This window comes from Streptomyces sp. CNH189 (assembly GCF_000527195.1).
Genome location: NZ_AZUS01000026.1, coordinates 15,375 through 29,787, shown reverse-complemented (window position 1 = coordinate 29,787; position 14,413 = coordinate 15,375). Strand labels below are relative to the sequence as shown.

General features: G+C 72.6%; 15 protein-coding genes. 5 read left to right on the top strand and 10 right to left on the bottom strand.

The features are described 5' to 3' along the window. Positions 1-46 precede the first annotated feature (46 nt). The 5 genes from B100_RS0129240 to B100_RS0129220 form a co-directional block, all read right to left on the bottom strand. Positions 47-1,156 carry a hypothetical protein gene (locus B100_RS0129240; RefSeq protein WP_024887937.1) on the bottom strand — a complete coding sequence of 370 codons (1,110 nt, stop codon included), beginning with the start codon at positions 1,154-1,156 and terminating at the stop codon, positions 47-49. Between the two features lie 111 nt (positions 1,157-1,267). Then, positions 1,268-1,747: a pantetheine-phosphate adenylyltransferase gene (gene coaD, locus B100_RS0129235; RefSeq protein WP_024887936.1), complete on the bottom strand. Its 480-nt coding sequence runs from the start codon at positions 1,745-1,747 to the stop codon at positions 1,268-1,270. 26 nt (positions 1,748-1,773) lie between these two features. Beyond that, entirely contained in the window at positions 1,774-2,361 is a 588-nt protein-coding gene (rsmD, locus tag B100_RS0129230; RefSeq protein WP_024887935.1) for a 16S rRNA (guanine(966)-N(2))-methyltransferase RsmD, read from the bottom strand. Between the two features lie 64 nt (positions 2,362-2,425). Next, positions 2,426-4,627: an ATP-dependent DNA helicase RecG gene (gene recG, locus B100_RS0129225; RefSeq protein ID WP_024887934.1), complete on the bottom strand. Its 2,202-nt coding sequence runs from the start codon at positions 4,625-4,627 to the stop codon at positions 2,426-2,428. A gap of 86 nt (positions 4,628-4,713) precedes the next feature. After that, positions 4,714-6,432: a DAK2 domain-containing protein gene (locus B100_RS0129220; protein WP_024887933.1), complete on the bottom strand. Its 1,719-nt coding sequence runs from the start codon at positions 6,430-6,432 to the stop codon at positions 4,714-4,716. Positions 6,433-6,701: 269 nt separating this feature from the next. On the opposite strand from B100_RS0129220, the gene rpmB reads away from it, so the two are divergent. Beyond that, a complete protein-coding gene (rpmB, locus tag B100_RS0129215) occupies positions 6,702-6,887 on the top strand; it encodes a 50S ribosomal protein L28 (RefSeq protein ID WP_003993230.1) in 186 nt (61 codons plus the stop codon). Between the two features lie 614 nt (positions 6,888-7,501). Here rpmB and thiD read toward each other — a convergent pair. Both thiD and B100_RS0129205 read right to left on the bottom strand, forming a co-directional pair. Continuing rightward, a complete protein-coding gene (thiD, locus tag B100_RS0129210) occupies positions 7,502-8,305 on the bottom strand; it encodes a bifunctional hydroxymethylpyrimidine kinase/phosphomethylpyrimidine kinase (RefSeq protein ID WP_024887932.1) in 804 nt (267 codons plus the stop codon). Next, positions 8,302-9,267, bottom strand: a complete 966-nt coding sequence (locus B100_RS0129205; RefSeq protein WP_024887931.1) for a thiamine-phosphate kinase — start codon at positions 9,265-9,267, stop codon at positions 8,302-8,304. Before B100_RS0129205 ends, thiD begins: the two co-directional genes overlap by 4 nt. A gap of 206 nt (positions 9,268-9,473) precedes the next feature. On the opposite strand from B100_RS0129205, the gene B100_RS0129200 reads away from it, so the two are divergent. Both B100_RS0129200 and B100_RS0129195 read left to right on the top strand, forming a co-directional pair. Beyond that, a complete protein-coding gene (locus tag B100_RS0129200) occupies positions 9,474-9,707 on the top strand; it encodes an Lrp/AsnC ligand binding domain-containing protein (protein WP_024887930.1) in 234 nt (77 codons plus the stop codon). Between the two features lie 20 nt (positions 9,708-9,727). Next, positions 9,728-10,228 carry a DUF3515 domain-containing protein gene (locus B100_RS0129195; RefSeq protein ID WP_024887929.1) on the top strand — a complete coding sequence of 167 codons (501 nt, stop codon included), beginning with the start codon at positions 9,728-9,730 and terminating at the stop codon, positions 10,226-10,228. Positions 10,229-10,244: 16 nt separating this feature from the next. Here the strand turns inward: B100_RS0129195 and B100_RS0129190 are convergent, their stop codons facing one another. The 3 genes from B100_RS0129190 to B100_RS0129180 all read right to left on the bottom strand — a co-directional run bounded on the left by B100_RS0129190 (position 10,245) and on the right by B100_RS0129180 (position 13,340). Beyond that, positions 10,245-11,402, bottom strand: coding sequence for a D-alanine--D-alanine ligase family protein (locus B100_RS0129190; protein WP_024887928.1), 1,158 nt, complete (start codon positions 11,400-11,402; stop codon positions 10,245-10,247). A gap of 115 nt (positions 11,403-11,517) precedes the next feature. Beyond that, positions 11,518-12,528: an NAD(P)H-dependent glycerol-3-phosphate dehydrogenase gene (locus tag B100_RS0129185; RefSeq protein WP_024887927.1), complete on the bottom strand. Its 1,011-nt coding sequence runs from the start codon at positions 12,526-12,528 to the stop codon at positions 11,518-11,520. Next, entirely contained in the window at positions 12,525-13,340 is an 816-nt protein-coding gene (locus B100_RS0129180) for a lysophospholipid acyltransferase family protein (protein WP_024887926.1), read from the bottom strand. Before B100_RS0129180 ends, B100_RS0129185 begins: the two co-directional genes overlap by 4 nt. A 175-nt stretch (positions 13,341-13,515) precedes the next feature. Here B100_RS0129180 and cofC point away from each other — a divergent pair, with 175 nt between their 5' ends. Then, positions 13,516-14,154 (top strand): 2-phospho-L-lactate guanylyltransferase, encoded by a 639-nt coding sequence (gene cofC, locus B100_RS0129175; RefSeq protein ID WP_024887925.1) that lies wholly within the window; start codon positions 13,516-13,518, stop codon positions 14,152-14,154. A gap of 9 nt (positions 14,155-14,163) precedes the next feature. After that, positions 14,164-14,367, top strand: a complete 204-nt coding sequence (locus B100_RS0129170; protein WP_024887924.1) for a hypothetical protein — start codon at positions 14,164-14,166, stop codon at positions 14,365-14,367. The last annotated feature ends 46 nt before the right edge of the window (positions 14,368-14,413 follow it).

The window sequence follows — 14,413 nt, the reverse complement described above, 5'->3', positions numbered from 1 at the left end:
CGAAGAGCCAGGATACTGGACCTTCCGCTCTCGTCCCAATCCGGGCCTACAGGCCCCGCTCGCGCTGGTACGCCTCGAGCTGTTCGGGCGTGATCATGCTGGTGTCGAAGAGGCTCGTCTCGTCCAGCGTGTAGCCCTGTTGCGTCTGCTGCCCGTGCTGGGCCTGCTGCGCCTGCTGGGCGGCCTGGGCGTGGTCGTAGGCCTGCTGGGAGCCGTCGTAGCCCTGGTAGGCGGCGTATGGGTCGGCCTGGGCGTAGCCGGCGGCGGTCTGCGCGTACGGGTCCTGGGCGCCGCCGTACTGCTGCTGGTAGCCCGCGTAGGGGTCCGGCTGCTGCTGGTAGCCGTAGGCGGGTTCGGGCTGGGCGTACGGCTGGGCCTGCGGCTGCGGCGGCTGCTGCTGCTGCGGCGGCTCGGGCTGCCTGGCCGGGGCGTCCTGCTCGGCCAGCGCGGCCAGGTCGGCGAGGTAGTCGGCGTCACTGGAGTGCCGGACGGTCGTGGTGTCGTCGGCGAGCGCGCCCAGGTCGTCGGTGGCGATCCGGCCGTGCAGCTTCTGCCGGCCCCGGCCGACGGCCTCCAGGGTCTTGGCCAGCACCGCCTCGAACGCGCCGAGCTTGACGTCCACGTACTCGTCGGCGGTACGGCGCAGGGTCTCGGGGTCGTGGCTGCGCTCGGGGGCGTCCTCGTCCTCGTAGCCCTGCTCGTCGAGGCCGGGACCGGTGCCGAGCAGCTTCTCGCGGCCGCGGCCGACGGAGCCGAGCGTCTTGGTGAGGACGACCTCGAAGTTGGCGAGCTTGGAGTCGACGTAGTCGTCGGCCTCCGCGCGGATCTCCTCGGCCTCCTTGCGGGCCTCGGCGAGGATCCGGTCGGCCTCGGCCTGGGAGCGGCGGGCGACCTCGGTGTCGGCGACCAGCGTGCCGCGCTGGGCGTGCGCCTCGGAGATGATCCGCTCGGCCTCCTGGCGGGCCTGCTCGACCATGTGCGCCTGGCCGCCGATCAACTCCTCGGCCTGCGCCAGGGAGTCGGGCAGCGCCGCGCGTACCTCGTCGAGCATGGCGAGCAGTTCGGCGCGGTTGACCACGCACGACGCCGACATGGGCATCGACCGGGCACTGGAGACCGAGGCGACGATCTCGTCGAGCTTCTTCTGCACGTCCACCGTGTGCTCGCCACTCTCTACAGCTGTGTTGGAGACGGACGGGACGACTGTACGGCCACGGGGCGTCCGGTGGACACCGGACGGCTCCCGCACCCGCGGCGCTCGGCCGGGTCAGTCCTGCCGCAGGCGGTCGGTGAGCCGCGTCAGGACCTCGGCGGGCACCAGGTGGGAGACGTCCCCGCCCCAGGCGGCGACCTCCTTGACGAGCGAGGAGGACAGGAAGCTGTAGGTGGGGTTGGTGGGGACGAAGAGGGTCTCCACGCCCGAGAGGCCGTTGTTCATCTGGGCCATCTGCAGCTCGTAGTCGAAGTCGCTCACCGCGCGCAGGCCCTTGACGATGGCGGGGATGTCGCGCTGCTTGCAGAAGTCGACGAGCAGGCCGTGGAAGGCCTCGACCCTGACGTTGCCGTACTCGGCGGTGACGGTGCGGATCAGGTCGATCCGCTCCTCGATCTCGAACAGGCCCTTCTTGGACTTGTTGATCATCACCGCGACGTAGACCTCGTCGTACAGCCGGGAGGCCCGGGCGATGATGTCGAGGTGTCCGTTGGTGATCGGGTCGAACGACCCGGGACATACGGCGCGGCGCACTGGTGATCCCTCGCTCTCCGGTCCGGTCATCGTGCGTCTTCGCACGTAGAGGCGGCGCGACCGTACCAAAACGTTCCCTCGCCGTAACGACGGGCCCGGATGGACTCGAAACCCGGCGGAAAGGCGAATTCTCCGCCTCTGGTGCTGCGCTCCACGGTGACGAGGACGTCGTCGGTGAGCCACCCCCCGGTACGGAGTGTGAGCAGGATCTCGCGGAGATCGTCGTCGGAGACGGCGTAGGGCGGGTCCAGGAAGACGAGGTCGTACGGCTGCTCCGGGGGCGCCGTGCGGACGATCTGTTCCGCTTTGCCGGATCTCACCTCGGCGCCGGGGAGCCCGAGCGACTTCACGTTCTCCCGGACGGTGCGCGCCGCGCGGGCGTCGGCCTCGACGAGCAGGACGTGTCCGGCGCCGCGCGACAGGGCCTCCAGGCCGACGGCGCCGGAGCCGGCGTACAGGTCGAGGACGCGTTCCCCGTCGAGCGGGCCGCCGAGCAGCGACTGCCAGGTGGAGAAGAGGCCTTCGCGCGCCCGGTCGGAGGTGGGGCGGGTGCCCTGTCCCGGCGGGACGGCCAGGCGGCGTCCGCCGGCCGCGCCGGCGATCACGCGAGTCATGTCCTCGGTCCTTGTCCGTGAGTACGGGTCGGTGTGTGCGGGCCGGTGGCCGCGTCCCAGTCTGTCAGCCCTTCTCCAGGTACTGCTCCCGCTCCTCGTCCAGCAGCGCGTCCAGGGCCGTACGCAGGGCGGGCAGGCGCTCCAGGTCCGGGTCGGCGGCGACGACCCGGGCGGCCTCCTCGCGGGCCTCGGCGATGACCTCCTCGTCGTCGATGACGGCGAGCATGCGCAGACTGGACCGCGTGCCGGACTGGGCCTGGCCCAGCACGTCGCCCTCGCGGCGCTGTTCGAGGTCGATGCGGGAGAGCTCGAAGCCGTCGAGGGTGGAGGCGACGGCGTTCAGCCGCTGGCGGGCGGCGCTCGCCTCGGGCATCTCGCTGACCAGCAGGCACAGGCCGGGGGCCGAGCCGCGGCCGACGCGTCCGCGCAGCTGGTGCAGCTGGGAGACGCCGAAGCGGTCGGCGTCCATGATCACCATCACGGTGGCGTTCGGCACGTTGACGCCGACCTCGATGACGGTGGTGGCCACCAGCACGTCCGCCTCCCCCGCGGCGAACCGGCGCATCACGGCGTCCTTGTCGTCGGGCTGCATCCTGCCGTGCAGCACCTCGACGCGCAGTCCGGCCAGCGGGCCTCGCGCGAGCTGCTCCGCGATGTCCAGGACGGCGAGCGGGGGCCGCTTCTCCGCCTCGTCCTCCGGCGCCTTCTTCTTGGCCTTGGCCCCGTCCTCCTCGTCGCCGATGCGGGGGCAGACCACGTAGGCCTGGTGGCCCTTCTCCACCTCCTCGCGCACCCGCTCCCACGCGCGGGCGAGGAAGTGCGGCTTGTCGGCGGCCGGGACGACATGGCTGGCGATGGGGGAACGCCCGGCCGGGAGCTGGTCCAGGACGGAGGTCTCCAGATCACCGAAGACGGTCATGGCGACCGTGCGCGGGATCGGGGTGGCGGTCATGACCAGCAGGTGCGGCGGCTGCTTGCCCTTGCCGCGCAGGGCGTCGCGCTGCTCGACGCCGAAGCGGTGCTGCTCGTCGACGACCACCAGTCCGAGGTCGTGGAACTGCACCTTGTCCTCGATCAGCGCGTGCGTGCCGATGACGACGCCGGCCTCGCCGGTGGCCAGGTCGAGCAGGGCGTGGCGGCGCGCGGCGGCCCCCATGGAGCCGGTGAGCAGGACCACCTTGGTGGCGTTGTCCCCGCCGCCGAGCATGCCGCCCTCGGCCAGCTCCCCCATCATCTCGGTGACCGAGCGGTGGTGCTGCTGGGCGAGCACCTCGGTGGGCGCGAGCATCGCCGCCTGGCCGCCCGCGTCGACGACGGCGAGCATGGCGCGCAGGGCGACCAGGGTCTTGCCGGAACCGACCTCGCCCTGGAGCAGGCGGTGCATGGGGTGGTCGGTGGCGAGGTCGGCGAAGATCTCCTCGGAGACCTTGCGCTGGCCCTCGGTGAGGGTGAAGGGCAGCCGGTCGTCGAAGGCGGCGAGGATCCCGTCCGGCCGCGGGCGGCGGGGTACGGCGGGGAGCTGGGCGTCGGCGTACCTGCGGCGGGCGAGGGCGACCTGGAGGACGAACGCCTCGTCCCACTTGAGGCGGGCGCGGGCGTCCTCGATGTCGGCCTTGGTGTGCGGGCGGTGGATCTTCAGCAGCGCCTCGGGCAGCGGGACCAGGCCGCGGCCCTCGCGCAGCGACTCGGGCAGCGGGTCGGCCGCCTCCTGGGCGCTGGGCAGCACCGTCTGCAGCGCCTTGCCGATCTTCCAGGACTCCAGCTTGGCGGTGGCGGGGTAGATCGGGATCAGGGTGCCGGCCCAGGTCTCGACCGTCTCCTCGGCGTCCCCGCGCAGCAACTCGTAGGCAGGGTGGGCGAGTTGGAGGCGACGGTTGAAGACGGAGACCTTGCCGGCGAACATCGCGCGGGTGCCCGGCAATAGTTCCTTGTGCGGCTTGTGGACACCGGCGCCGAAGAAGACCAGTTGCAGCCGGCCGCTGCCGTCGGTGATCGTCACCTCCAGGCGCTGTCCCTTGCCACGCGGGGCGCGACTGGAGGCGAAGGTGTGCAGCCGGGCGTCGGCGACCTGCGCGACCACGGTGACGTGCTCGTCCATGGGGAGGTCGGCGAGGTGCGTGAGCTGGCCCCGCTCCTCGTACCGGCGCGGGTAGTGGTGCAGGAGGTCGCCGACGGTGTGCAGGCCGAGGTGCTCGGCCATCACCTTCGCGGTGGCGGGGCCGAGCACTTTCTTCAGTGGTTCGTCCAGTGCGGGCACGGCATCCATTGGACACCACCGCACTGACAGAGCGTGGACCGCGGGTCACCGGCGCCGGTGGCGCGTCGGGCGGCGGCCCCCGGGTCACGCGGCCGTCACTCGACCCCGATGAGGAGGACGGCGCCCTGCCGGCCGCCGTGGTAGACGACCGTGTCGACGGCCAGGTATCCCTCGCGGACGCGGGCCTCCAGGCGTTCGGCGACCGACTCGGGGGCGCCGTCGCCGAGCACCAGGGTGACCAGTTCCCCGCCCGCCGCCAGCATGCGGTCCAGGACCGCTTCGGCGGTGGCCGTGAGGTCCTGGCCGATGACGGCCACGTCGCCGTCGACCAGGCCGAGGACGTCGCCGGCCTGGCAGATGCCCGCCATGGTCCAGGACTGCCGCTCGGCGACGGTGACCTCGGCGTAGCGGGTGGCGCCGGCCGCCGAGGTCATCGCGACCACGTCCTCGTCGAAGCGGCGCTCCGGCTCGTGCACCGCCAGCGCCGCTATGCCCTGGACCGCGGAACGGGTGGGGATGAGGGCCACCCGGACCCCCTCGCCCCGCACCTGCTCGGCCGCCGCGGCGGCGGTGTGGCGCAGGTCGGCGTCGTTGGGCAGCAGCACCACCTCGCGCGCGTGCGCGCGCCGTACGGCCTGGACGAGCTCCCCGCTCGCGGGCGGCTCACCCGGGCGTGCGAGTACGGCGGTGGCGCCGGCCTCGGCGTACAGCCCGGCCAGGCCCTCGCCGGGCACCACGGCGACCACGGCGCGCTGGGCGCGCTCCCCCAACGTCCGCCCGCCCCCGTGGGCGTGCGCGTCCCCGGCGCCGAAGTGGGTGATCCGGATGCGATACGGCCGTCCTGCCTCGACGCCCGCCTCCACGGCGGCGCCGGCGTCGTCGACGTGCACATGGACGTTCCACAGGCCGTCGCCGCCGACCACGACGAGGGAGTCGCCGAGGGCGTCCAGCCGTTTCCGCAGGCGCGCGACGGCCGCGTCCTCGGCCTCCAGCAGGTAGATCACCTCGAAGGCGGGGCTCCCGTCCTGCGCTCCGGTGTCGCCGTCCTCGCAGGGGGCGGGGGTGCCGTGTGCCGCCTCGCCGGGCTCCACGCGCGCGTGCGGTCCGGGGACGGCGGCGCGTCCGGCGGTCGTGCGGGGCGTCTGGCCGGTGAGCGTCTCCACCAGTGCCGCGAGCACCGTCACCAGTCCGCGTCCGCCCGCGTCGACCACGCCCGCGCGTCGCAGGACGTCCAGCCGGTCCGGGGTCTCGGCCAGCGCCGTGCGGGCGCCCTCGTAGGCGGCGCGGGCCACCTCTCCGCAGTCGCAGTCCGCCGTGCCGGCCGCGGTCGCGGCGGCGTCGGCGGCGGCCGAGGCGACGGTGAGGACCGTGCCCTCGACCGGGTGCGCCACCGCCTGCCGGGCGGAGTCGGCCGCGTGCCGCAGGGCGCGGCCCAGGCCGGGACCGTCGGCGTGGGCCGGGGCCTCGTCGGAGGCCAGCACCTGGGCCATCCCGCGCAACAGCTGGGCGAGGATGGTGCCGGAGTTGCCACGGGCGCCGATCAGCGCGCCGTGCGCCATGGCCCGTACCGCGTCGGCCATGGCCGGGCCGCGCTCCGCTCCCCCACCGGCCTCGTGACCGGCGAACACCGCCTCCACGGCCGTGGCGGCCGACTCCAGCGTCAGATAGAGATTGGTCCCGGTGTCGCCGTCCGCCACGGGATAGACGTTGATCGCGTCGATCTCCTCCCGGGCCCGTCCCAGCGAGTCGAGCGCGAGACCGCACCAGGCGCGCACCGCGAGAGCATCGAAGAATGTCTGCGGCACCTGCGGCACCTGCGCCTCCTTGAGCTGCTGGACGTGGCACGCAGCGTAGACCGTGGGCCCCTGGCCACCGGAAGAGGGCCGCAGGCGGGCCCGTGAGCTGGCATGCTAGTTTCGTTCTACGGGTGCAGCCGTTGTATGCTGCTCCGGTTGCCCGATCTGATCGGGCGTCTCCCACCCTGGCAACGCCACTCAGATCCGTTGGACTCCTCGAGTCCTGGATCTGGATCCCGGCCTGCCGGGATCAACCGTAAGTGCATCTGAAGTCTTTGGAGTGACCCGTGGCTGCCAACTGCGACGTCTGCGGCAAGGGGCCGGGCTTCGGCAACAACATCTCGCACTCGCACCGCCGTACGTCCCGTCGCTGGAACCCGAACATCCAGCGTGTGCGTACCGTGGTCGGCGGGACGCCGAAGCGCGTGAACGCCTGCACCTCGTGCATCAAGGCCGGCAAGGTCTCGCGCTGACGCATTCGCTGAGCGCGCGGCCACAGCCGGTATCGCCGCAACCAGCCGGTCCACCTCGGGGTGGACCGGCTTTTTGCTGTACCCGGCGGGGTGGCGGCCTGACGGCCGGACGACCGACGGCGGGATCAAGCGCACGTCCGTGGTGAGCACACCGTAGGCCGGCGGCGGGGTGCCCCGACGCCGCCCGCCTCCGAGGCGCACCTCGGGATCTCCCCGAGTCTCCGCCTGACGCCCTCCCTCCGGCCGGCCAGGGCCTGAGGAGCGACCCGGCGTTCACGCCCTGCGCCCGAATCGGGTCGGCCGCCCGCACCACAGGCGACGGGCCCCGTCGGGCACCCCATGCCCCGGACTCCGGCCCACGCCGCCCCGACGGCTGTCGACCCCGCTCGGAACCCGGCGGCCGGAGTGCCGCCGGCCACAGCGGAACGGCCCCCGCACAGCCGACGGACACGTGGGCCCGTGGCCGCCAAGGTCCCTCGGGCGGCTGCCCCACGCCCCCGTCCACGCCGCCCCGACGGCTGTCGGCCCCACTCGCAGCCCGGCCCGAGTACCCCGGACCACAACGGAACGGCCTGCGGACGCTCGTGCCCGTGGGAGACAGGCCGCCCGTGTGACTACCTCGCGTCGTCCTCGCGCAGCGCCCACCCGTGGTTCACCGGGCCGATTCCCCCGCCCAGGGCGAAGCCCGAGGCCAGTGCTCCGGTGACGTAGGTCTTCGCCGCCGTGACCGCCTCGGGGACCGTGTGGCCCTTCGCCAGGTACGAGGCGATCGCCGACGCCAGGGTGCAGCCCGTGCCGTGGGTGTGGCGGTTGTCGTGCCTGGGGGCGCGCAGCCAGTGCTCCTCGGACCCGTCGGTGAGCAGATCCACCGCGTCACCGGACAGATGGCCGCCCTTGATCACCACCCAGCGGGGCCCGAACTCCAGCATCGCGGCGGCGGCCCGCCGCATGTCCCGCTCCGAGCCCACCCGCACGCCGGTGAGTTGCCCCACCTCGTCCAGGTTCGGGGTGGCCACGGTCGCCACTGGCAGCAGCTTCGCGCGGACGGAGTCCAGCGCGGACGCCGCCAGCAGCGCGTCGCCGTGCTTGGAGACCCCCACCGGGTCGACCACGGCCGGCGCGCCGGCGCCGGCCAGCAAGTCGGCGACCGCCTCGACGAGTTCGGCCGAGGCCAGCATGCCGGTCTTGACCGCCTGCACCCCGATGTCGTCGACGACGCTGCGGTACTGGGCCCGTACCGCCTCCACCGGAAGCTCCCAGGCACCCTGCACGCCCAGGGAGTTCTGGGCGGTCACCGCGGTGAGCACGCTCATCCCGTGCACGCCGAGCGCCAGCATCGTCTTCAGGTCGGCCTGGATGCCGGCTCCCCCGCCGGAGTCGGAGCCCGCCACCGTGAGCACCCGGGGCGGGGCGCTCATGACTCGATGTCCCCGAAGTGGTCCCAGCCGCCCTGGCTGGTCCAGGGCGCCCCGTCCACCGTGACCTGCGGCAGCGCGGACGGGTTGAGGACCTCACCGATGACCTTCCAGCGGGCGGGGAGCTTCACGTCCGGCGGGAAGGTGGCCACGATCGCGTGGTCCTCGCCGCCGGTCAGCACCCACTGCATGGGGTCGACACCGACGGCCTGCCCGATGTCGTTCATCTGCGAGGGGATGTCGATCGCGCCGGAGCGGATGTCGATGCGGACCTTGCTGGCCTCGGCGATGTGCCCGAGGTCCGCGATCAGGCCGTCGCTGACGTCGCACATGGCGGTCGCGCCCAGGCCGGCAGCAGCCGGGCCCGCGTGGTACGGCGGCTCGGGACGCCGGTGGGCCTCGACGAAGGCGCGCGGGGAGCGGAACCCGCGGGAAAGCACCGCGTGCCCGGCCGCGGACCAGCCGAGCCAGCCGGTGACGGCGACGATGTCGCCGGGCTGCGCCCCGCCCCGCGTGACCGGCTCCTGGTTGCGCAGGTCACCGAGCGCGGTGATGGACACCGTGATGGTGTCGCCGCGCACGACGTCCCCGCCGACGACCGCGGCGCCGGCCACCTGGCACTCGTCGCGCAGCCCGTCCATCAGTTCGCTGGGCCAGGTCACCGGCAGTTCGGCGGGAACGACCAGGCCCAGCAGCAGGGCGGTCGGCACGGCGCCCATGGCGGCGATGTCGGCGAGGTTCTGGGCGGCGGCCTTGCGGCCGACGTCGTAGGCCGTGGACCAGTCGCGGCGGAAATGACGGCCCTCCACCAGGACGTCGGTGCTGGCCACGACCCTCCGGTCGGGTGCGGAGACCACCGCGGCGTCGTCGCCGGGGCCGACCCGGACCGCCGGGGTGGTGGTGAGACGGGAGGTGAGCTCCCTGATGAGCCCGAACTCCCCTAGCTCACCAACAGTGCCCTTCATTTCCCTTTCGCCCCTTCTATCACTGTCCGTGCCCGGTCGCGGGTCGTCCGAGTCCTCGCTACGGTCGAACTGACCGTCAACTTCTCCCGTGCTTGTACCCCGGCGCGCAAGCCCCGGTTCCCGCAGGTCTCCCCGCGACGAGCGGCGACGCGATACCGTGGCGTTCCTTTTCCCCACATGATCCTCGTGGCCGCCCTGGAGGTTCCGTGGTACAGGCGTACATCCTGATCCAGGCGGAGGTCGGCAAAGCGTCGACCGTCGCCGATCTGATCGGCAAGATTCCTGGAGTCGTCCAGGCCGAGGACGTGACGGGTCCCTATGACGTCATCGTGCGCGCCCAGGCCGACACCGTCGACGACCTGGGCCGCATGGTGGTGGCCAAGGTCCAGCAGGTGGACGGCATCACCCGCACCCTGACCTGCCCGGTCGTCCATCTGTAGCCCCCGTCTACCCTGTGTCGGTGAACTCCTTCCGTCACCGGCACGCCGTGTGCTCCGCGCTCGCGGTGCTGATCACCGCCGCGGGCTGCTCCTCAGCAGACGACAGCGCGTCCACGGCGGTTCCCAGCCCGGACGCGAAGGTCACCGAGCTGTGTCAGAACCTGGACGAGGTCCTGCCGGCGACGGTGGACGGTGAGAATCGCGACGATCCCGAACCCGCGTCCGAACTGACCGCGGGCTGGGGCGGCGTGGCGATCATACTGCGGTGCGGTGTGGAGCGGCCCCCGAAGATGGCCGATCCCAAGGTGGCAGGCGGACAGGACGCCGACGCGGTGCCGGGCGGCGTCAACGGCGTCGACTGGCTGATGGAGAAGCGGGACGACGGCGTCTACCGCTTCACCACCGCCAACCGCGAGGCGTATGTCGAGGTCAGGGTGTCCGACGGGCGTGACAGCACGGGCGTGCTGATCGATCTGGCCCCGGCCGTGAAGAAGGCGATCCCCGAGGGGATCGCCTCCTGACGCGTGCGGGTCGCGCTCAGCGCAGCCCGGTGGACCGGCGCAGCGCCGCCTCGATGAGGAGGTCGACGAGCTCCTGGTAGCTCACGCCGGTCGCCTGCCACATCTGCGGGTACATCGAGATGGGCGTGAAGCCGGGCATGGTGTTGATCTCGTTGATCACGAACTCGCCGTCCTCGGTGAGGAAGAAGTCCGCGCGGACCAGCCCCTCGCAGGACGCCGCGTCGAAGGCCGCCACCGCGAGCCGGCGCACCTCGGCCGTCTCCTCGTCGGTCAGCGGCGCGGGCACCACGCCGGGCGTGGAGTCGATGTACTTGGCCTCGAAGTCGTAGTACGCGTGCGTGTCCGGCGGCGGGATCTCGGCGGGCAGCGAGGCGCGCGGCCCGTCCTCGAACTCCAGCACGCCGCACTCGATCTCGCGCCCGCGCAGCGTCGCCTCGACGAGGATCTTCGGGTCGTGGCGCTGGGCCTCGGCGACGGCGTCGTCCAGGCCGCCGAGGTCCTCGACCTTGGTGATGCCGATGGACGAACCGGCGCGGGCCGGCTTCACGAACAGCGGCCAGCCGTGCTCACCGGCGAACTCGACGATCCGCTTGCGGGCCGCCGGCTCGTCCTGCGCCCACTCGCGCGGCCGGATCACCAGGTACGGGCCGACCTTCAGCCCGAAGGAGGTGAACACCCGCTTCATGTACTCCTTGTCCTGGCCGACGGCCGAGGAGAGCACACCGGAGCCCACGTAGGGGATGCCGGAGAGTTCGAGCAGACCCTGCAGGGTGCCGTCCTCCCCGTAGGGGCCGTGCAGCACGGGGAAGACCACGTCGACCTCACCGAGTGCCTTGGGCACCGATCCCGGTTCGCTGTACACGACTTCCCGGTCGGCGGGGTCGACGGGGAGCACCACCGCGCCCTCCGCGGACTCGGCCAGCTGGTCGACGCTGGGCGTGCGGCGCTCGGTGATCGCCATGCGGTCCGGTTCGTCGGCGGTGAGCGCCCACCGGCCGTCCTGGGTGATGCCGATCGGCAGGACGTCGTACTTGGTCCGGTCGATGGCCTTGAGGACGGCGCCGGCGGTGACCACGGAGATCCCGTGCTCGGAGCTGCGCCCGCCGAACACGACGGCCACACGCGGCTTGCGCGACGGCGAGTCGGGGCTCTGGGGGAGGTTCTCGGTGCTCATATCGCGACGAGCGTACCCGTTGGCAGGGCCGGGACACAGCGCCCGCAACGCCGTACGTGGGCCGAACGGAGGGGGCCGCCGCCCGGCCGCCGCCCGGCCGCCGTCCGGCCGTCGCTCAGCGTCGTTCGGGCTTCGCGCTGCGCGACATCAGCTCCTTGAGAGCCACCTGCGGGGGCTTGCCCTCGTGCACGATCCCGACGACCGTCTCGGTGAGGGGCATGTCGACGCCGTGCCGGCGGGCCAGGTCCAGCACCGACTCGCAGGACTTGACGCCCTCGGCGGTCTGCTTGGTGACCGCGATGGTCTCCTGCAGGGTCAGCCCCTTGCCGAGGTTGGTGCCGAAGGTGTGGTTGCGGGACAGCGGCGAGGAGCACGTGGCCACCAGGTCGCCCAGGCCGGCGAGTCCGGAGAAGGTCAGCGGGTCCGCGCCGAGCGCGACGCCGAGCCGGGTGGTCTCGGCGAGGCCGCGCGTGATGAGCGAGCCCTTGGTGTTGTCGCCGAGCCCCATGCCGTCCGCGATGCCGACGGCGAGACCGATCACGTTCTTCACCGCGCCGCCCAGCTCGCAGCCGATGACGTCGGTATTGGTGTAGGGCCGGAAGTAGGGGGTGTGGCAGGCGGTCTGGAGCTGCCGGGCCACCTCGTCGTCGGTGCACGCGACCACGGCGGCGGCCGGCATACGGGCGGCGATCTCCCGGGCCAGGTTGGGTCCGGTGACCACGGCGATCCGCTCACGGCCGACCTTGGCGACGTCGTCGATCACCTCGCTCATCCGCATCGCGGAGCCGCGTTCGATGCCCTTCATCAGGGACACCAGCACCGTGCGGGGCGCGAGCAGATCGGTCCACTGGGCCAGGTTGCCGCGCAGCGTCTGCGACGGCACCGCGAGGACGGTGAAGTCGGCGCCCCGCGCGGCCTCGGCGGCGTCCGAGGTGGCCCGCAGGTTCTCGGGGAGTTCGACCCCGGGCAGGTAGTCGGGATTGGTGCGGGTGGAGTTGACCGCCTCGGCGAGTTCGGGGCGCCGTCCCCACAACACGACGTCGCAGCCCGCGTCGGCGAGGACCATGCCGAAGGCCGTCCCCCACGATCCGGTGCCGAAGACGGCCGCCTTGACCGGCTTGCTCACGTGCCCAGCCCTTCTTCCCGTACGACGGCCCGGTCGTCCCGGGTGCGGTCCTGCCGGGGCGTGCGGTCCTGCCGCTGCTGCCGGTGCGTCCTGCGCCGCTGCTCCAGTCGTTCCTCGCGCGGGTCGTAGGGCGTCTCGGGGGCCTTCTCGCCACGGATGTGCTCCAGCTGGCGGGTGACGGCGGCCATGATCACCCCGGTCGCCTCCTTGAGGAGTTCCGGGGTCATCTCCCGGTCGTAGAAGCGCTCGAGGTCCACCGGCGGGCCAGCCAGCACCCGGCTGGTCTTGCGCGGGAACAGGCGCGGCTTCTTGGCGTACGGCGGCAGCACTTCGTTGGCGCCCCACTGGGCGACGGGAATCACCGGGCACTTGGTCTGCAGCGCGACGCGCGCGGCACCGGTCTTGCCGGTCATCGGCCAGCCGTCCGGGTCGCGGGTGAGGGTGCCCTCGGGGTAGAAGGCGACGCACTCGCCGCGCTCCACGGCGTCGATCGCGGCCCGGAAGGCGCTCAGCGCGTCCGTGCTCTCGCGGTACACGGGGATCTGCCCGGTGCCGCGCATCGCGGCGCCGACGAATCCCTTGCTGAAAAGGCCGCTCTTCGCGAGAAATCGCGGAACACGGCCGGTGTTGTACTGGAAGTGCGCGTAGGCCAAAGGATCGATGTGTGAATTGTGGTTCACCGCGGTGATAAATCCACCCTCGGCCGGAATGTTCTCCATTCCGCGCCAGTCCCGCTTGAGCAGTACCACCAGCGGCGGTTTGCAGATCACCGCGGCGAAGCGGTACCAGAAGCCGATTCTGCGGCGCGGCACGAGTACACCTTCCTCTTACGGACGTCAGGCCCAGGTCCCGGCCCCCCTCAGGCCCGGCGGGCCGCACAAGTGTCGCCCCGGGCCGCCGGTCTGTCGAGAACACCGTACGCCCGGTCCCCCGGCCGCCGGCCGCCCCGGGTGACAATGGCCGTGACAAGAGAGGGACGCAACGCTCGTGCAGTGGACCTTGGTGGTACCCCTGAAGCCCCTGCCGCAGGCCAAGAGCAGGCTGGCGGACACCGCGGACGACGGTCTGCGTCCGGGACTGGCGCTCGCCTTCGCGCAGGACACGGTGGCGGCCGCGCTGGAGTGCGCCGCCGTACGGGATGTGGTGGTCGTCACCAACGACGCCTTGGCCGCCCGTGAGCTGGCCGCGCTGGGCGCCGGGACGGTCCCCGACCAGCCGCGCGCCGGACTGAACGAGGCGCTGGCCCATGCCGCGGCGGTGGTGGGCGCCGCCCGCCGGGCCGGCTCGGTGGCGGCCCTGAACGCGGACCTGCCGGCGCTGCGTCCGGCCGAACTGGCCCGAGTCCTGGACGCGGCGGCGCAATTCCCCCGTTCCTTTCTCCCGGATTCCGCGGAACGCGGCACCACGTTGCTCGCCGCGAACCGGGGCCGTGAATTGCGTCCGTTCTTCGGCACGGATTCCCGTGCCCGTCACCGGGCGTCCGGCGCGGTGGAACTGTCCCTCGACGCCGTCGATTCCGTACGGCAGGACGTCGACACCGGCGCCGACCTGCGGGCCGCGCTGGCGCTGGGCGTCGGTCCTCACACGGCCGCGGTCGCCGCGCGGTTGCCCGCCGGGCAGCAGTAGGCTTCCGGCATGCAGGCCACCGCGTACACCTACGACCCCGACAGCCGCAGCGGTCAGGTGCTCCTGGACGACGGCACCCCGGTGCCGTTCGACGCCGCCGCGTTCGACGCGGGCGGGCTGAGGCTGCTGCGTCCCGGGCAGCGGGTGCGGCTGGAGACGGAGGGCGAGGGCGAGTCCCGCCGGATCACGCTGGTGACACTGCAGACCTTCTGAGACTCACGGTGCGGCCCCGGACACACCGCGGGCCGGGCTCCCGGAG